This is a genomic window from Candidatus Hydrogenedentota bacterium (genome assembly GCA_012523015.1).
Taxonomy (GTDB): domain Bacteria; phylum Hydrogenedentota; class Hydrogenedentia; order Hydrogenedentales; family CAITNO01; genus JAAYBJ01.
This window is the reverse complement of record JAAYJI010000283.1, coordinates 1-18066: the sequence shown is the minus strand read 5'-3', so window position 1 is coordinate 18066 and position 18066 is coordinate 1. Positions and strand designations below refer to the sequence as shown.

Below are 18066 nucleotides of genomic sequence, written 5' to 3'. Positions count from 1 at the left end.
TTCGCGTTTATGGTAAAGGCGCCAAGTTTCGTTTGGTTCCGCTGGGTCGTACGGCGCAAACAAAGCTCCGTCGATGGCTTGAGGAGCGAATGAAATGGGCCGGCCGTGACGGCGCGCTATTTATTGGTCCCACGGGAAAGCGCCTGTCTCGGACCACGGTTTGGCGTTTGGTGAAACGCTATGCCGCCTTGGCGAATATTTCACAAAATGTGACGCCCCACATGCTGCGTCATTCTTTCGCGACCCATCTGCTCGATCATGGCGCTGATTTGCGCGCTGTCCAAGAAATGTTGGGTCACGCTGATATTGGAACTACACAGATTTATACACACGTAAGTACAGAGCGTCTTTCCCAGGCACACAAAGCCTTTCATCCTCGGGGATAAAGGGGAACCAGTAGTGAAGGCGATGTTTTAAATCCCACAAAAGCCTTAGGTCGGAGTTGGAATTTCATGGTAAACGGAGAGCCTATTCTCAAAAGAATGAGCCGTGAGGCGGCTGATACGATGTGCGGCTTTATCCGTGATGCAGGCGGTAATGAGGTGTTTTGCGACGGTACCATGGATGATGCCGGGATATTGGTGGCGATTCGTATTTTGGCGCGTGGTAATGCGAAGGCGGTGCCCGCACTCTTTTCCATGCTGGATACCCGTGAAGTGGTGCTGCACAATCATCCGTCGGGGGATCTCACGCCCAGCGATGCAGATTTGGAATTGGCCACCCTATACAGCGCCCACGGACATGGGGTCTACATTGTCGATAATGAAGTTACCCATTGTTACGTGGTGGTAGAGGCCTTTCTGCCGAAACCGATTATACCCTTGGCCGTTGACGAACTGAAGGACGCTTTCACAGAAACGGGTGCGTTGGCAGAACACTTGGACGGCTTTGAACTGCGGCCGCAACAACTGGCAATGACGGAATGTATCGCCGCCGCCTTCAATAGCGACAGCCTCGCACTGGTGGAAGCGCCCACGGGGGTGGGCAAGACGATGGCCTATCTGCTGCCGGCGGTCTTGTGGTCGCGCCGCAATAAAGAGCGCATTGTTATTTCCACGCGAACCATCAACCTTCAAGAACAGATTATTCATCATGATTTGCCACTGTTGAAAGCCTGCATCAAAGAAGACTTTGAAGCCTGTCTCGTGAAAGGGCGCAGCAATTATCTTTGTTTGCATAAGTTGGCCCGGGCATTTTCAGAAATATCGCTCTTTGAAGATGAACGCACTGCCGAACAGATCCGTGCTATCGCCGCTTGGGCGGAGACCACGGAAGACGGGAGTCAGGCCGACCTTCCGTTTATGGCGTCGCGTTCGGTGTGGGAGAAAGTATGCTGCGAACCTGATGTATGTTTGGGCGCCGCGTGTACCCATTTCCGGGAATGTTTTTTTATGCGGGCGCGCCGTGTCATGGCGACGGCCGATATCTTGGTTGCCAATCATCATTTGGTATTTGCAGACATTGCCGTGAAACGGGAGACCGGCGATTTTAGCGCCACGGCAGTATTGCCTTCCTATAGCCGTCTCATTTTTGATGAGGCCCACAGCATTGAAGACGCGGCCACCGAATACTTTGGTATTTCCGCCACGCGTATCGGTATGCGTAAGACCATGCGAAAACTCTACCGCCGCGATTCGGATCTGGAACGGGGGCTTCTCCCTTTCCTTAAACTAAAACTCATGCGTAATTGCACAACCGTTTCTGTGGAAGATTACAATGACTTTCTTGTTCTTATCGAGGAGCGGCTGCAGCCCATTATCCTTATGACGGAAGACGCGTTGGATCAGGCGTTTCATGTGTTACGCGTGTATACGACCACCCATTGCGGCCGGGTGGGCACCGAAATACAGTGGCGTCTCACCGAGGAAGTGCTGAGTGAGCCGGAGCTGCGCAGCCTTCACGAGGAAGAGATTTTGCCCGCTATAGAGCATGTGGGTGCACTGTTGCATCATGGTCGGCGTCTGGCGGAAAAACTCGAAGAGATTCGACCGGAACCGGGAGAAGAGCTTCCCGTGCTGTTGGAATTAACGGAGCTCAAGGCTTATTTGCGCCAGATTGAAACCATCGCAAAAGCCTTGGAGGAATGCACCAAAGAGGAATTGGAAGATAATACGGTGCGCTGGATTGAGCTGCACAGCCGCGATGAAGATCGAGTACGTATTGCCCGCTGTCCCCTTGAGGTAGGGCAGCCGCTGTCTGAATGGTTGTACAAGAAAATGAGCAGCGTCATCATGACCTCCGCCACCCTTACGGTGCGGCGCAGCTTCGATTATTGTAAATCGCGGATCGGTTTGAATTTGCTCCCGGAAGAGCGCGTGAAGGAGTTGCTGTTGGACTCGCCCTTTGATTATAAAGATCAGACCCTCATGTGTATCCCTACAGACGGCCCGCTTCCCGGTGAGGAGGATTATCTTGAAAATCAGGTGGAGACGATCCGTTCCATATTGCGTATTACACAAGGGCATGCCCTTGTGTTGTTCACCTCTTTCTACGCCATGGACTTTGTCTATGATCGGCTGGAAATCGAATTGGCGGAACGCGGTATTGAGAGCCTCTGTCAAGGTAAAGATTCGCGAACCCGTCTGTTGACGGCCTTTCGTGATAATGCTTCCAGTGTTCTTTTTGCAACCGATAGTTTTTGGGAAGGTGTGGACGTGGCAGGCGAATCGCTGCAATGTGTGGTGCTGACTCGTCTGCCTTTTCGCGTTCCCACCGAGCCCATTCTCGAAGCACGTTCCGAAGCAATCGAGAAGGAAGGGGGCAACGCCTTTATGAATTTTCAAGTGCCCCAAGCGGTTATCAAACTGCGCCAAGGTTTCGGCCGGCTCATACGCCGCAAAACGGATTGGGGCGTTATTGTGGTTCTTGATAAACGCATTGTAACGAAATACTACGGCAGAGCTTTTATGACGTCGCTGCCGCCGCTGCCCGTCGTCCGAGGTTCCAACGAAAGCGTGTGGACTGCCTTAGAGACTTTTTTCAAGAAAAAACGGGAAAATTGAATATTCGACAGAGACCAGACGTCTTTATGACAGATCAGTTGCTTTCGGTGAATGAATCGGCATTCCCCGTTGTTTGTAGCGTTGAGGAATTAGCAAAAGCGCATGCAACAGCATGCTTGGCTGTTTAGGTTGCCTTAGGCATAGAAAGGAAATGACATGAAACGAAATGCCACGACAAGACTATGCTCGGGAGTTTTCCCGGTGGTGCTTATGATTCTTGCCGCCGCCTTATTCGGCGCCGTGTCGGTTCATGGACAATATCAAGATGAAGTGGGTTTGCAGGTCTTAACGCGCGGTCCTATGCATGAGGCCTTCGCGCAAGTGGCCATGTCCGGCCCCGCCGCCGGTATCATTGTGTCGCGCGCGCCCTACGGCCCTGTCGAAGAGATTCCGCCGGAAATTCGTCCTGAAGGTCCGGATGTGGCGTGGATCCCCGGCTACTGGGCTTGGGACGAAGACCGCGGCGATTTCATTTGGATCAGCGGCGTGTGGCGTGTGATCCCGCCCGGCCGTGAATGGGTTCCCGGCTACTGGGCACCGGCAGGAACCGGAATGCAGTGGATTTCCGGTTTTTGGCGTGAAATCAATGTGGTGCAGATGACCTATCTGCCGCCGCCGCCCGAACCCCTTGAATTGGGTCCCAGCTCGCCTATGCCCGGCCCCGATAGGATCTGGTCGCCGGGATGCTGGGTTTGGCAGGACAGCCGCTATTTTTGGCGGCCCGGCTATTGGGTCGTGCAGCGCCCCGATTGGGTGTGGGTCCCGCCTCATTACAGCTGGACACCCCGCGGAAGCATCTATGTTCCGGGCTATTGGGATTATGACATCAGCTATCGCGGCGTCATGTTTGCCCCGGTCTACTACCAACGACCCTTGTTCAGGACGGTTGGCTATGTGTACCGGCCGAGCATCGTCATTAATCTGGACATTGTGACGGCGCACATCTTCATTCAGCCGCGGACACGGCATTATTACTTCGGTGATTATTATGATTACCGCTATGAAGACCGGGGCTTTTTCCCCTGGTATTCAAATCGGCTTCCCCAATACGGGCCCGATCCCATGTACGCCCATTTCCGCATGAGACAATTGAAACAGAATCCCAACTGGGACAACCTCATCAGGAACCGCTATAGAAATTATCGTGAAAATGAATTGCTGCGGCCGCCGCATACACTCGCCTTGCAATCGCAGCGAAGCGCCAAAGCAGATGCGCCCCTAGATATAAGTATCGGACAACGCTTCACCGAAGCCGTTAAAAACACAAACCAATCGCTCCGTTTTTCCGCTATGAACAGAGATGAACGGAATCGGATTACAGGACTTGGACAACGCGTACGCCAGTTGCAAGAGGAGCGTGTGCAGAAAGAAGCGGCGCCGGTTCAGTCGGGAACACGAAAGAATCCTATCGAAACGGCGAAACCGGTTCGTACGGAATTGTCGACGTCGCCCATAGCAGCCCGTGCCGGTGACGGACAACGCAGCGTGCGCACACCGCCGCCCGTGCCGGATGCGCCTCAACCCAAGATGCCTTCCACGCCGACGCGCAGCGAAGTGCAGCGGGAACGAGCCGGAATAACGCCTAGCACGCCGACGCCCACCCAACAGCGTACCACCACGACGCCGGAATGGTCCGCCCGGGATGAAGGGGCTGCCAGAACGCCTGCAGCCCGCGCGCCTGAAGCGACGCGCACGACACCTGCGGCAACACCTGCGGTCCGCGCGCCTGAAGCGACGCGTACGACACCTGCGGCAACACCTGCGGTCCGCGCGCCTGAAGCGACGCGTACGACACCTGCGGCAACACCTGCGGTCCGCGCGCCTGAAGCGACGCGTACGACACCTGCGGCAACGCCTGCGGCCCGCGCGCCTGCAGCGACGCGTACGACACCGGCGGCAACGCCTGCGGCCCGTGCGCCTGAAGCGACGCGTACGACGCCGGCGGCAACACCTGCGGCCCGTGCGCCTGCAGCATCGCCTGCCACTCCTACGCCCAATGTGCCCAAGACAGCACCGGCGCGGAATGTGCCCACAACGCGCGCACCTGCGGCAACGCCCCGTGCGACGCCGAGCCCTGCGCCTGCCGCGCCTGCAACGCGCGCTCCTGCGGCTGTACGGTCGACACCGAGTCCTGCGCCTGCCGCGCCTGCAACGCGCGCTCCTGCGGCTGTACGGTCGACACCGAGTCCTGCGCAGAGTGCGCCCAAAGCTGCTGCGCCCACAACTTCCGGTCGAAGCAGCGGTGTCACGCCCACGCCTCGGGCAGGAACGGGAACGCCTAGCGTGCGAAGCACACAAGGAAGCACCGGGGCGCGACAACCGGCAACCCGCGCACGCTGATAGAAATACTGTTGATAGAATCGTGAACAGGATGAACGGAAAGCCTTCATCCTGTTCTTTTTTATTTGTTCTTGGTGATGCTGTAGTCGCCGGTCTCAAAATCAACGGTTACGACTGTGCCGTTGGCATAGGTCGTACGCTGCCGTCGGTACGTGTCGTCGAGGAATTCATGGTTTAGCATTTCAGCGAAGGCGCATTCACCTGCCAAAGCTGCCGCCTCAAGGGCTTGCGTGATTAGTTCATCCTCCGTGCCCGAAAGGTAGGGGAGTCCGGCGTTCAATAAGCAATGGAGCCGTCCGGAATCGGCCGTGGGCGTTCCCCATCCGCCGTTTTCACTCATATCCCACGGCAGCAAAATGGAGTCGTGATAAACCAGGTTAAAAAGAGGAATTGGGATACCTGTGGCATCACCGCCGCCGATGTTCGGGTAGGTTGCATAGGGCCCGTGATGGACGAGATCCAAGGCAGGGGTCAAAAAATCGACGGGCTCTTCCGAACTCACCACATAGCCGCGGGCACGGAGCAAGTCAAAGCATTGGCGCCGATAACGAGCGCATTCACTGCGCGTCATGGGATAGAGAGGTTCAGCGCTTTCTTCTGGCGGTACTATAGAGAAAACATCCAGATACGCCCCCTTCACATTGACGCCGTTGGCAGCAAATAAATCATGATTCCTGCGCACATATTCGGGAGCGAAACGGGCGCTGAGAATACTTTGCGGTCCGCCGCACCAAACACTGTGCGTGTCTCGGCTGCCGTTCCGACTCAACACGGACAGCCGTTCATCATAAGAGGCGGCATTGAGATAAAAATCACGGTATTGGTCATGGACGGCGAAGAGATAATTCATTTGTGCGCAGCTGTCTGCAAAACGTCGCAGACCTTCCCAACCTCCTTGAATTTCGCCCACAGGCAGTACATCAGGATGACCGCTGTCATAACCGTAAAAGCCCCAGCCGTCGAGGTGTACATAGGCTGCGCCCACTCCTTTGTCACTAAAGCTGTGCAGTCGTTCGATGAGTTGATCGAAGGTCTGGAGGTTGTGGTTGTTCTCAATCTTGTCTTTCTTATAGAGCGCGGCCTCTTTGACAAAGTGATAGAGGGCGCCCAGATGAATGACGGGTTTACCAATGACTTGATCCAGAGCAGGCGTGCGGCACAGCTTTTCTCGGAGCGATACAAATTCGCCCTTTTCTTGCATGAAACGGCGATATCGTTTTGCCATTTTTACATAACTTGTGTCATCGTCGAATACATAACGGATTGTTCGTTGATAGTCCAGTTTCCCAAGGCTGCTGTACCAGCGCGGCGCTGCGAGGGTGGGCCCGCCACTACGATGTTTGTAGTAGCCGCCGCCGTCAATAGGGGTCTCCAAAATAACTTGTACTCCCGCTGATTTTTGCAGGTGTCCCCACCAAGCCATGTAGAAAGAGCGGGAATTGCACAAGTCCGCGGCGCTGATGGTTTGCTCCCAATTTCCCGGCAGCAGCATACCCTGCATTCGAGGGATCACGGACAGCGTATCGGGTGATTTGTCGAGCACGATCGTCTTGGGCCAATTCACAAACTGCAGGGAAGCAGTGGGCTCTTGCGCCGTTATGTCCATGACGAGTTCACTATCCATGATGCGAAACACGCAGGATAGAGAGAAATCGGGCAGCGCCTCGAAGGCGCTGAAGGTGATTGCCATGCCAATGCTGCAGCCGGTGTTGAAGGCTTCTGCTGTGATGGTCTTCGCCTGTGAGAGCGCCGCACTCAATTCGTCAAATTCGAGATCCTGATCATCGGAGGGCTGGAATTGCCAGCGTTGTCCCCGCGTGTTTACGGTCAAGGCCAAGTTGTCACGTGCGAGGGTCACCGTGAGCGTGTCGTTTTTAATGCGCCAAAATTCGGCATGTTCTTGAAAGCTTCCTTGTGCGATTTCCGGACGATGTTTGGAATGTTGCCACAACCATTGGCGGACTTCATCGATGGCGTCATAACAGGCATTGAAGGCTTCTTCATCGTTGATCTCGCTTGCAAGGGCTTCTTCCAAGGCTGTTAGGCGCGCTTCTTTTTCTGTCTGCAGCGCATCCTCTACCGTGATGGCGGCAAGCCGCTCCACATGAAAACGGAGGGTGTCTACACGAGCGGCTAGGTTATCGGTCAGTTGGGAAAAGAGCATACAGAGGGTGAGCATAGCAGTCATAACGGAATCTCCCATCAAGGTGTGTCCCTTCCTTGGAAGAAAGGGAACGAAGTTGGAGCGGTAACAGCACAGTGTTCTTAGCGGTGCCGTCCCCTTGTGCTCCACAACACGATTTTAACGCTTCTACGACAGAATACGCTCTTATCCCGTTTCAGATCAACTAGAAGCGTTTTTGATACTGGTGGCAATAGGGCCGTTTTCCCGTTTTGTTGTAGTACTGCCGGTGGTAGTCTTCGGCTTGCCAGAAGATTGGCGCTTTCTCAACGGTGGTGACCACTTCGAAGCCTTTACCTTTCAGTTCTTCGATGAGGCGCAGCAGGATGTCCCGTTCTTGGTCTGTGTCATAAAAGGCGACGGAGCGGTATTGACTGCCAACGTCGGGACCTTGACGATCTTTTTGCGTGGGATCATGGATTTCGAAGAAATGTTTGGCGAGGGTTTCGAAGCTGGTCTTTTGCGGATCATAAAAGACGGCCACCGCTTCGGCATGACCCGTATTGCCGCTGCACACCTGTTCATAGGTGGGCTTGTCCACCTGTCCCCCTGCATATCCCACTTGGGTGGCGAGGACACCCGGTTCATTTTGAAAGAGATATTCGACGCCCCAGAAACAACCGCCTGCAAAGAGGGCGCGATGTTTGTAATCGGGCTCCGAGTCTGTCGCGCCTTCGCTAAAGGTTAAGGACAGGGAGTTGACGCAGTGCCGGGTATTTTTTGGGGTGAAGCCTTCGCCAAAGAAAACATGACCAAGGTGCCCGCCACAGCGGGCGCAGACAATTTCCGTGCGCCGTCCGTCTGCATCGGGCACTTGTTTGACGGCGCCCTTTATCTGGTCGTCGAAGCTGGGCCACCCGCATCCGGCATCAAATTTAGTGTCTGCCCGGTATAGGGGGGCGTTGCAGCGTCGGCAGTGATAGACGCCCTTTTCCCAGTGGTTCAGATATTTTCCGGTGAAGGGCCGTTCCGTCGCTTTATGCACGATGACCGCTTCTTCTTCGGGGGATAGGGCAGGGGTATTTTCATCGAAAGCGCCGTATAAGGCGGCCATAAACGCATAAGAGAGTATTAAAGTCATGACGGGGCTCCTTTTTAAGAGGATAACCGGAAAAATGAAGCGCCTATTCCTTAAAAAGGCGGTTGTGTTTTCAAAAAGAATCGTGTGTGTGTATGCCTTGTTTCGAGGTGCGGCTCGGGCGCCCCGTTTGTCTAAAATTCAAAAATTTGTTATGATACGCTTGTCGGTTCGCTGTACGAGTTTCTATCAGCGCTAAGAGGGAATCCGGTTAAATGCTGGAGCTGTCCCGCAGCGGTAAACAGGAACGAAGGGCGCATCCTACGCACTGGCCGCAGTCAGTTTGCGGCTGGGAAGCGGCGCCCCCAGATGGTCCAAGAGACCGTGCCTGTAAGCCCGAAGACCTGCCGACATCGCCTTATTGTTCCGTGCATGGCGGAATTGTTTCACCGTGCCGAACCTGTTGCGACGGACAACAGAAAGGAGTGTTTTTCAATGTCGTGTAATGCTTATTGTCCTTTGGGGTGTCGGATCCCGGGTATTCTTTTCCTTTTCTCTTTTGTTGTTTCTGTTTCGTTTTCAGTTGCTTTTGCAACACCGCCTTGGGCCGACACCCTCCTTTCTTTTAATGCCCTCGATCCCGTTCCCGGATTCAATCAGCCTAAACATGATTTAGGCGCTCCGGTTGGCGGAAGCGTCTACGCGGTGAACAACAGCAAGATACATTCCTTGGGGCGTCCCGGTCCTGCGCCCGGCAGCTATGTGTTGTTGAAATTCACCACGCCTGTTGAGGATCATCCCGACAACATAGACGGTTATGATTTCATCATTTACAGCAACAGCTTTTGGGCGGGCGGCAATCCCTATCGCAAATGGTGTGAGCCCGCCTTGGTCGAAATTAGTGAGGATGTGAACGGCAACGGCATTGCCGATGATCCGTGGTACCTCATTCCGGGCAGCCGCGGTCTGGATCGCAGTGTGCTTCCTTGGGGTATGGCCAATCCGAATCCGCCGCTGGCAGGCAATATTCTCAACCCGAACACAGACGGCACGGAATATGATTGGGGCTATGCCGAGCTGAACCCGACGGTTCAGGAGTATTTGGATAATTATATGCGCCCCGACGATCCTTTCACGGTGGGGCTGACGCCGGGCAGCGGCGGCGGCGATGCCTTCGATATCCGTTGGGCGGTGCCGGTCGATGAAACGGGCGATCCTGCAGGCATCAGCCGATTCCATTTCCTGCGTATTTCAGCTTTTATCAACGCTGTAGATGGCGCGCTGGGCATTGTCTCGCCCGAGATCGGCGGTGTTGCCGCTGTGGCGCGCGACTTAGACACGGACGGCGATGGTATTCTCGATGACTACGAGATCCGCGTGAGCGGGACTGACCCCTTACGTCCGGAAAGTACGGTGCTCGCCCTTGAAATACCTGAGGTCTACGGCGGCAGCCCGGCAGGGACGCTCTTAGGTACCGCTGCCGACAGTGGGGGCAATGCAATCAGCCTCTATTCTTCGGGGCTGCGCACAGGGGCACGACCCTTCAATTGTATCGTGGATATTGAGGATGCCGACGATCCCGCGCCTGAACTTACCCTTGCCGGCTTGGAAAAAAGTGGCGCATGCCGCTTGTTCAGCAGCAGCGAGCCCGATTTCGCCGCCGCACAAGTGCAGCACGCCCGATTCACGATTGCCTATACAGCGGATGAAATCGCAGGGCTTGATGAGGCAGCGCTGCAGCCCTTCCGTTATGACGGCTCCCAATTCACCCAAGCCGCTATAGAGGATATTGTGAGGGATGTGGACGCCAATCTGATCCACTTCCGCAGCCAATACGCCGGCTTGTTTCTTGTGGCGGCGCCGCCGGGCAGCGGCGACGGTTCCACCCATGGCGGAGAAATCCTGCTGAACGCCGCTTTGGAGCGGGGACAGGTGGGCGCACCCGGGACGCTCGTCCCCGTGACGAGCGGCGTCATCTTGGCTTCGGACGACACGGTGGTCCCTGATGGGACGCTCTTCACCGTGTCCACGACACTGGGCACAATCGTCAGCGCGGACATGGACGGGGGCGCGCCGGGCATCCAGATTGCCGCGATGGCGGGTGTGATCCAATTTGAGCTGCGCTGCGAGACGCAGGCGGGCACGGCATGGATCACGGCCATTTCTCAAGATAGTTTGCTCCATGGAAAATTGGCGCTGCCCATTGACCCGGGCGCTGCCACCGGACCTGTGGAAATTTATCCCTTGTACCCCAATCAAAAGGCACCGGGCCCCGCCGCCTTCATCAGCGATCAGATTACAGACGCTTTCGGCAATCCCTTGGCGGCGCATCAGACCCTTACGCTCGTCGTGGAGGGAGGGCAGCTCCTGGGCAGTGACGCCCGCCCCGACTTGCCCGGGTTCCAGTTGCTTCCGATCAACGGCAGCCTCAGCTTTTCCCTTCGCATTGATACGGCCGGCAATGACGACATCGCCCGGCTCTTCCTTGATTTATATGCAGATCCCGAAGCGACGGAGCTGATCGGAAGTGCCGTCTTCCTTTTTGATGTGGTTCCTGTACCCGTCGTGGGCGTGCTGGGCCTCCTTCTCATCATAGTGATGGTGACCGTGTTGGGCGCGAGGCGCTTCCTTGCTCCGTCGAGGCAAGTTCGATGAAAAGGGTTTTGCGCGCAGATCTTCGGTTGCGTTTCGGGTTCACGCTCATTGAACTCTTGGTGGTCATTGCGATCATAGGCATCTTGGCCGCCTTATTGTTGCCTGCCCTGTCCCGTGCCCGTGCCCATGCACGGAACACCCATTGCATCAACAACCTGCGCCAACTCTATCTGGCAAATACCATGTACGCAGCTGAGCATAACGGTCATTATATGCCGGCGGCGGCGGATCTCTATGATTTTATGCTGCCCGGCAGCGACCCCGATAATTTCGGCGGGCGCAAGCGGTGGCATGGCAGCCGGGAAACGCCTAACGCTGCCACGCCCTTTGATTCCCGCTCCGGCGCTATTGCCCAATACATCGCCGATGGGCGGGTAAAAGAATGTCCTTTGTTCAGTGAATATGTGAAGCATGGAGACGCGCCGGATGTCTTTGAAGGAGGCTCCGGCGGCTACGGCTATAACATGGCCTATGTGGGGTCGCAACTGAGCATCAAAAAGGATTTGGTTCAGGCGGTGCGTCAAGGGATGATAGATATTGCCATCGCCAACCCGTCGCAGACCCTGATGTTTGCCGACGCCGCCATGCCCCGGGACGGCTCCATTCTTGAATACAGCTTTATCGAGCCGCCCAAATCCGTGTCTTATGAACATCCCCGCGGCTACCCCGACGCGTCCTATATGTCGCCGACCTTACATTTTCGTCATTTTGGGCGCGTTAACGTGGTTTGGTGTGACGGACATATTTCCAGCGAGGCCTGGGAATGGTCGCCGGAAACCAATGTATACGGTGAGCGGAACCGCCGTTGGAGCGTGGGCTGGTTCGGTCCGCAGAACAATTTTTTCTTTGATAACGCGCCTAAAAAAGATTATACTCAACTTTTGGCCGCCCGAGATTAAGCAGTTTCACGGTGTTGAGGATTGTTTTTGCAGGCGGGTTCAAGGGGCGTTGTCGGACGCCCCGGCGGCGAAGCAGCTCGTCGCCCCTCGTTTTGGGTTGGATGTACTCCATAGTTCAGGGAGAGCTTATCACAGTGAAACGCATTTTTGGGCTGTCTGTTACCCTTATCCTCCTTTTATTTTCGTCGCAGCTTTTCGCGGCGCACAGTGCCTTGTACCCCGAAGATTGGGATCCCTTGCTCAGCGATGGACAGGGCCGTTTCCTCCATGATTTTTCCTATGCAGGCTATCATTACGGCGCGCCCGATTTGCCCGATACGGATGGACTGCCTGTTTTTGATGTGGCGGCGGATTACGGTGCCGACCCCACCGGCAACGCTGACGGGAGCGCATCGATACAGCAAGCCATTAACGATGCTCAGGCAGCGGGCGGCGGTATCGTCTTTTTCCCGGCGGGGCAGTACCGTTGCGACAGCCCCTTAATCATCAGCGCCTCCAGGATCGTGCTGCGCGGCGCAGGCTCGGATGCGTCCTTCCTCTTTTTCACGTCGACGCCCCTATCCAATGGCAAATCCCATATACTCTTCCAAGGCGCTGTGGGTACAGGGGCGGACAAGCCCTTGTCGGAAGATGCGGAAAATCGATCCTTCACCCTGAGTGTAGACGATGCTGACGGGCTGAACGTTGGCGATGACGTGGTCATTGGCTGGGAAATCACCGATGACTTTATTGAAGAACACGGAATGACCGGTACTTGGGTCGCTTTCAACGGTTCGTGGGTCCCCGTTTTTCGTCGAACGATTACAGCCATAGATCTCGCTGCTTCACCCAAACGGATCACCGTGGATGTGCCGCTTCGTTATCCTGTTCGTGTGCGCGACCGGGGGAGCGTGCGCAAAGAAACGGGTTACCTGGAAGAATGTGTGGTGGAAGATTTGGCGTTTTCCAATGCCGTGGAGGTGGAACAGGCTTGGTCGAGAAACCAGACCCGCGTTCTGGAGATGCAAGGGGTAAAGCACAGTTATCTGCGCCGTGTCGCCAGCTTTGAATCGCCTTTCTATCCTGAGCTGCAAGGCAAGCATTTGCAAAGCTGCGGCTTCAAATTTCTCTCGTCGAAGGCGGTGACCGTGGAGGCGTGTGTCCTGGAGAATGCCCAAAACCGAGGCGACGGCGGCAACGGCTATCTCTTTGAAGTTTCGCAAAGCGGTGAAATCCTCTTTCGCGATTGTATCGCACGCAATGGCCGGCACAACTTCATTCAGAATTGGGGTTTCGGCACCTCCGGCGTTGTTTGGCTCCGCTGTGAAAGTTCCGGCAGCGCCGTCGTCAACCGTATGGGCGGATTGGAGATTGCCACCCGTGCCTACAGCGAATACCACCATTCCCTGTCCATGGCGTGTCTTGTCGACTCCTGTCTTTTTCACGACGGCTGGAGCACGGGCAACCGACGGGACTGGAGCACCGGCGCCGGGCACACTGCCACCGAAACGGTGTTGTGGAATACGCGCGGAGACGGTATGGGACGGATCTTGTCCTTTAATTACGGGCAGGGCTATGTGATCGGCACAGACGCTATGGACGTGCACACCACGCAGTCTGTTGTGGCGGGTGCCTTAGCCACGGGGACGGAACCCTACGACTATACTGAATTCATTAACGGCGCCGTTTATCTGCGGCCCCAATCCTTGTATGAAAGCCAACGGAGCCGGCGCCTGCATCTACCGGAACTAGACGATGGACCTATACCGACTGCTGCCTTGGCACTGCACTATGGGGGACCGGAAACGGTGTCGGCAGGTAGGGGACAGCCGCTCACGCTGCATGTGGATGTGGAACACGCGGTGGACGCTGTACAGTATCAATGGTACCGTGTAGACAATGCGGAGTCGTGGCAGCCGCTGCCGGGCGGGGATGGTCCTACCTTGGTTTTTGATGGCCTTCGCGAAGAGGATGAAGGTGTTTATTGTTGTATTGTGACCGACGCCTTGGCTCAGGCGCAGTCTCCCTTCATCCATGTTGAGCTGAATGTTGTCGTGCCCTTGCGACCGATTTTGTCCCTAGCCTTGATCGTGGTATTGTGTATACAGGGCTGTCTGTATGCACGACAAGCCGCGGCTAAACAATAATCGGGATCCTTGCGATCCGCATCGGGTTGGAAAGGACTTCCTTCGGGAAGGCGTGTATCATGAAGAAAATGTCTTTGCTGCCGATCCTCGGCTTGACGGTTATGGTTATTTTAGGTCTTGGGGCACATGCCGATGAGCCCGCTTCGAAGGACGACGCCTTGTCGCCCTGTCAGCCGGTGATCCCTTGCCGCGCCCTCACTTCAGGCCCGCAGGCGCACTGGTTCGGCTATTACGATAAGCATCCGTTTGATCCTTCCGATCGCTACGTCCTTTCCATGGAAGTGTCTTTCGAAGGGCGTCCGCCTGAAGCCGAAGATACCCTTGTTTTGGGCATGATCGATGTACAGGAAGACGACCGCTGGATTCCTTTTGCACAGACCACCGCGTGGTGCTGGCAGCAGGGCTGTATGCTGCAGTGGCTGCCCGGCTCGGACACGGAAGTCATTTACAACAGCCGTGAAGACGGCCGCTATATCAGCATCATCCAAAACGTTTTTACCGGAGAAAAACGGAGCTTGCCCAAGCCTGTCTATACGGTCAGCCCTGACGGTAAACAGGCGCTTGGCCTCAATTTCGCACGGGTCGGCAACACCCGCCCCGGCTACGGCTATGTGGGCATCGAGGATCCCGGCGCGGATCACTTGTATCCCGATAATGACGGTATCTATGTGCTGGATCTGGAAACGGGCGCGTCGAAAACGATCTTCACACTGGCGCAAATCGCGGAAGCTTACGGCAACGACACGACCGACGGCGGCAAGCATTGGTTCAATCATTTACTGTACAACCCCGACGGTTCGCGCTTCATCTTTTTGCATCGCTGGCATCGCGCCGATGGGAAAGGGCGTTTCACCCAAGGATTCACGGCTGCGCCCGACGGCAGCGATCTCTTTTGCTTCAACGATAACGGTATGGTATCTCATTTCATTTGGCGCGACCCCGGCCATTTGCTCGCGTGGTCACGGGAACCCGAGTCCCGCGATAAATATCATTTATACACGGATAAGCGCGACACCGTGGAGGTCATCGGCGCCGATGTACTAACGGCGGACGGACACTGCACCTACTCCCCTTGCGGCAAGTGGATGCTCACCGATACCTATCCCGATAAGCAGCACATGCAGACCTTGCTCCTGTATCGGGTGGAAGATGGGAAGCGCATCGATCTGGGCAAGTTTTATCAGGAACAACCCAAAGATATTCAGCTCCGTTGCGATTTGCATCCGCGATGGAGCCGCGGCGGCACCCAAATTTGTATCGACTCGCGGTGCATGGGACAGCGCCAGGTTTACTTGCTCGATGCGTCGGCGATACTCAAAGCTGAAGCCTCGTCTGATGCTGACTCCTAAAGCTGCCGTGCAGGCAGGGGCGCTTTATTGCGGACTCAACACATAGGTGACCTGAACGCGGGCGCGACAGTTCATCTGGATGGCGTCGCCATATTGCGCGGCAGGCTGCTGCTCCCAAGTCAGTTCGACTACCTCCACATTATCGATGGCGTAGATGGCGCTTTTGACGGCTACCGCCACGGCTTCGGCGGGCAGAAAAGCGTTTTCCGCGGCACGGGTGAGCACCACCGCTTCCACACTGTCCTTATCGGCCGGGTAGAAGGTGGGACTGGATACGGTGGCTTTCACGGAGCTTGCCAAGGCTGCCACCTTGTCACATAACGCGGCGAATTGGATGGGCCCCGTTTTGGGCGTATTGAAGGCGGCCATGCTGAAGCGAACCATAATCGTGCCTCGGCACTGATGCTCTTCAATGGAGGTGATCACGGGCGGCGACGTACGCAATTCCGAGGGCTGCATCTCGCTGCCGCGGATCACTTGAGGCGCAGCGCCGAGGTAGGTCTCACATTGGGTCACCGACTCTTCCAGGGTCTCAGCCGTGAAATGGCGCACAAAAAAGAATTCCACTTGACCGATGGGCGCGAGGGATTCCGCCTCACCGATGTTGATGATGGTCGGCGGATTGTCGGCGCCGTAGAGGAGCGAAGGCGCGCCGCAGAAGAGCGCCAAAACTAAGGCTGCGGAAAAGACAAGGAGGTCGCTGCGTCTGTTCATCATAAGGAGGCTCCATCGCTTTTTAAGGTACAGGCAAAGAGTTCTTTGAGTTCGTCCGGGTCTGCACGTCGGCCATATTCGCAAAGCTGAAATACTTCTGCATAACGGGTTGTCTCTGCCGCGGCACCGCACCAGTCACGGAGGCAGTCCTTGTAGTGAAGGAGCGGTTCTTGCAGCTCAGGCGAGAAGAAGGCTTCGAGCCATTGCCTGCGCGCCTTAGGATCCGTGGCAGGCGGCACCTGATCTGCCACTCCGGCGAGCCAAGGAAGCCATTCATAAAACTGGGAATCCATGGCATCGAGCAAGCGCCATTTCAAATCCATGACGGGATCTGTGGGGATCGCAACGTCGGCGGCGAAAGGGCTCGGATTCGTGAAGGGATCGTAGAGATACATGAAGATGGGATTCTTGCGCAGTGCCGGCGTGTCTGGACAAAAGTGGGGTACCGTCACCATGAACGCCGCATCCTGCACCAGCTGCGCCGCATAGCGGTGGTCGGGATGATAATCGTTGCAGCGATGGGTGAAGACCAGATCCGCTTTGTGGGCGCGGATCAGGCGCACCACCTCTTTGCGCAGGGCAAGGGTCACTTCCAGTTCGCCGTCGTGGTTGTCGAGGACGAGGGAACGATAACCGCCGATCGCCGCTGCACGCTGCGCTTCTTCATAACGTCGTATCGCCAGTGCGCCGCCGCCCATCTCGTGATGCCCCACGTCGCCATTGGTCAAGGATACTGCGAGCACGTCGTGACCTGCACGGGCAAAGAGCGACATGACACCGCCGGCGAAAACCTCAGGATCGTCGGGATGCGCCCCTATACAGATGAGCTTCACAGTATTGTTTATTCCTCCACAAAGTAAATACGCACGGGGTTGCTCATCAAGCTGACCTGGTCGGGAGAATCGGCATGACGGGGATCGAGCAAGGTCTCGACGGTTCCCGGCGGCATGAGGTAGGCTTCGGCTTTCGCAAAAGCGAGCAGCGTTTCAGGGATCGTCTCTAGTCCTTGCAATATATCTTGGGTGAAGGTGTAGGTCGGCCCCGCATTGCCTTCCGCATCAGGTATGCCGCGAGCGTTCGTGCCTAAGATGCAGGCGTATTCGTCGCCCACCGATTCATTATCTTCTCGGTATGCGTGGGCGCGGACGACGACGGGTGTATTCGGGAAGTCTCGTTTCGAAGTCAGTTCAAAGTGGAGGGGCAGCTCTTTGGGAAAGGGCGCTTTCACGATGATAGTCGCAAGCGACAGATTGCCGCGCATAGTCTCCACGTATTCCGCCGTGCAGGACGACGAATCGGCGTTGGGCGAGAGGGTAGCGCGCAAAAAGACGCCGCTGTCCACGTCGCCCAAATCAACTGGTGGTTCTGCCGGTACAGGGGCGGCGACTTCCGGCGGCACGGCCGGCGCGGCAGCGGCGGCGGCGGCGGGCGCATCGGCTTTATCCCCTTGCGGAGACGGAGCCTCAGCGGCCTCGGGCGCTGCGGCGGCGGGCGCTGCAGCATCCTGCACGGGTGCCGGTTGTGAACAGGCGCAAAGCAGCGCAAGACAAAGGACGGGCAGGGTCAATTTCCAGCTCATAATGTATCTCCAGAAATAAAGATCGCTAATTCCAAAGGGTATGGTTGATTTTATCACGCTATTACAAAGAAACCAAAACATAGGGGGACACCGCGTGAGAAAGGGGATTTGCCGCCCGCTGAAGATGGACACGATGGACGGGATGGACACGATGGACACGATGGACGGGATGGACGGGATGGACGGGATGGACGGGATGGAC

13 protein-coding genes and 1 riboswitch are annotated in these 18066 nt (G+C 56.2%); of the genes, 7 read left to right on the top strand and 6 right to left on the bottom strand.

Going from position 1 to position 18066, the window contains the following annotated elements; translation table 11 throughout:
• The 3 genes from GX117_12430 to GX117_12420 form a co-directional block, all read left to right on the top strand.
• Nucleotides 1-386, top strand: a 386-nt coding sequence (locus GX117_12430) for a tyrosine-type recombinase/integrase (GenBank protein ID NLO34137.1), incomplete at its 5' end; no start/stop codon positions are given.
• A gap of 66 nt (nucleotides 387-452) precedes the next feature.
• Nucleotides 453-3002 carry a DEAD/DEAH box helicase gene (locus tag GX117_12425; GenBank protein NLO34136.1) on the top strand — a complete coding sequence of 850 codons (2550 nt, stop codon included), beginning with the start codon at nucleotides 453-455 and terminating at the stop codon, nucleotides 3000-3002.
• 156 nt (nucleotides 3003-3158) lie between these two features.
• On the top strand, nucleotides 3159-5342 hold the full coding sequence (locus tag GX117_12420) for a BcpO-related WXXGXW repeat protein (GenBank protein NLO34135.1): 2184 nt from the start codon (nucleotides 3159-3161) through the stop codon (nucleotides 5340-5342).
• A 61-nt stretch (nucleotides 5343-5403) separates the two neighbouring features.
• On the opposite strand, the gene GX117_12415 is transcribed toward GX117_12420, so the two are convergent.
• Nucleotides 5404-7545, bottom strand: coding sequence for a hypothetical protein (locus GX117_12415; GenBank protein NLO34134.1), 2142 nt, complete (start codon nucleotides 7543-7545; stop codon nucleotides 5404-5406).
• A gap of 145 nt (nucleotides 7546-7690) precedes the next feature.
• The gene (locus GX117_12410; protein NLO34133.1) at nucleotides 7691-8605 is read right to left on the bottom strand and encodes a bifunctional methionine sulfoxide reductase B/A protein; all 915 of its coding nucleotides are present in this window, start codon (nucleotides 8603-8605) and stop codon (nucleotides 7691-7693) included.
• A gap of 147 nt (nucleotides 8606-8752) precedes the next feature.
• Nucleotides 8753-8969, top strand: a riboswitch (cobalamin riboswitch).
• Nucleotides 8970-9037: 68 nt separating this feature from the next.
• Here GX117_12410 and GX117_12405 point away from each other — a divergent pair.
• The 4 genes from GX117_12405 (at nucleotide 9038) to GX117_12390 (ending at nucleotide 15571) form a co-directional block, all read left to right on the top strand.
• A complete protein-coding gene (locus GX117_12405) occupies nucleotides 9038-11197 on the top strand; it encodes a hypothetical protein (GenBank protein ID NLO34132.1) in 2160 nt (719 codons plus the stop codon).
• Complete coding sequence (locus tag GX117_12400) at nucleotides 11194-12096, top strand: type II secretion system protein (GenBank protein NLO34131.1); 903 nt, start codon at nucleotides 11194-11196, stop codon at nucleotides 12094-12096. The genes GX117_12405 and GX117_12400 overlap by 4 nt, the downstream gene beginning before the upstream one ends.
• Nucleotides 12097-12230: 134 nt before the next feature.
• On the top strand, nucleotides 12231-14222 hold the full coding sequence (locus tag GX117_12395; protein ID NLO34130.1) for a hypothetical protein: 1992 nt from the start codon (nucleotides 12231-12233) through the stop codon (nucleotides 14220-14222).
• 59 nt (nucleotides 14223-14281) lie between these two features.
• On the top strand, nucleotides 14282-15571 hold the full coding sequence (locus GX117_12390; GenBank protein ID NLO34129.1) for a hypothetical protein: 1290 nt from the start codon (nucleotides 14282-14284) through the stop codon (nucleotides 15569-15571).
• Nucleotides 15572-15595: 24 nt separating this feature from the next.
• Here the strand turns inward: GX117_12390 and GX117_12385 are convergent, their stop codons facing one another.
• From GX117_12385 to GX117_12370, 4 genes are all read right to left on the bottom strand, one after another.
• Nucleotides 15596-16288 (bottom strand): hypothetical protein, encoded by a 693-nt coding sequence (locus GX117_12385; protein NLO34128.1) that lies wholly within the window; start codon nucleotides 16286-16288, stop codon nucleotides 15596-15598.
• Nucleotides 16285-17109 (bottom strand): PIG-L family deacetylase, encoded by an 825-nt coding sequence (locus GX117_12380; protein NLO34127.1) that lies wholly within the window; start codon nucleotides 17107-17109, stop codon nucleotides 16285-16287. Before GX117_12380 ends, GX117_12385 begins: the two co-directional genes overlap by 4 nt.
• A gap of 17 nt (nucleotides 17110-17126) precedes the next feature.
• Nucleotides 17127-17864 carry a hypothetical protein gene (locus tag GX117_12375; GenBank protein NLO34126.1) on the bottom strand — a complete coding sequence of 246 codons (738 nt, stop codon included), beginning with the start codon at nucleotides 17862-17864 and terminating at the stop codon, nucleotides 17127-17129.
• Between the two features lie 61 nt (nucleotides 17865-17925).
• Nucleotides 17926-18066, bottom strand: a 141-nt coding sequence (locus GX117_12370) for a hypothetical protein (protein ID NLO34125.1), incomplete at its 5' end; no start/stop codon positions are given.

Coding starts and splice junctions, on each gene's coding strand:
- GX117_12420 (NLO34135.1), top strand. CDS start 3,159: ATGAAACGAAATGCCACGACAAGACTATGCTCGGGAGTTTTCCCGGTG.
- GX117_12415 (NLO34134.1), bottom strand. CDS start 7,545: ATGGGAGATTCCGTTATGACTGCTATGCTCACCCTCTGTATGCTCTTT.
- GX117_12385 (NLO34128.1), bottom strand. CDS start 16,288: ATGATGAACAGACGCAGCGACCTCCTTGTCTTTTCCGCAGCCTTAGTT.
- GX117_12375 (NLO34126.1), bottom strand. CDS start 17,864: ATGAGCTGGAAATTGACCCTGCCCGTCCTTTGTCTTGCGCTGCTTTGC.
- GX117_12405 (NLO34132.1), top strand. CDS start 9,038: ATGTCGTGTAATGCTTATTGTCCTTTGGGGTGTCGGATCCCGGGTATT.
- GX117_12390 (NLO34129.1), top strand. CDS start 14,282: ATGAAGAAAATGTCTTTGCTGCCGATCCTCGGCTTGACGGTTATGGTT.
- GX117_12400 (NLO34131.1), top strand. CDS start 11,194: ATGAAAAGGGTTTTGCGCGCAGATCTTCGGTTGCGTTTCGGGTTCACG.
- GX117_12425 (NLO34136.1), top strand. CDS start 453: ATGGTAAACGGAGAGCCTATTCTCAAAAGAATGAGCCGTGAGGCGGCT.
- GX117_12410 (NLO34133.1), bottom strand. CDS start 8,605: ATGACTTTAATACTCTCTTATGCGTTTATGGCCGCCTTATACGGCGCT.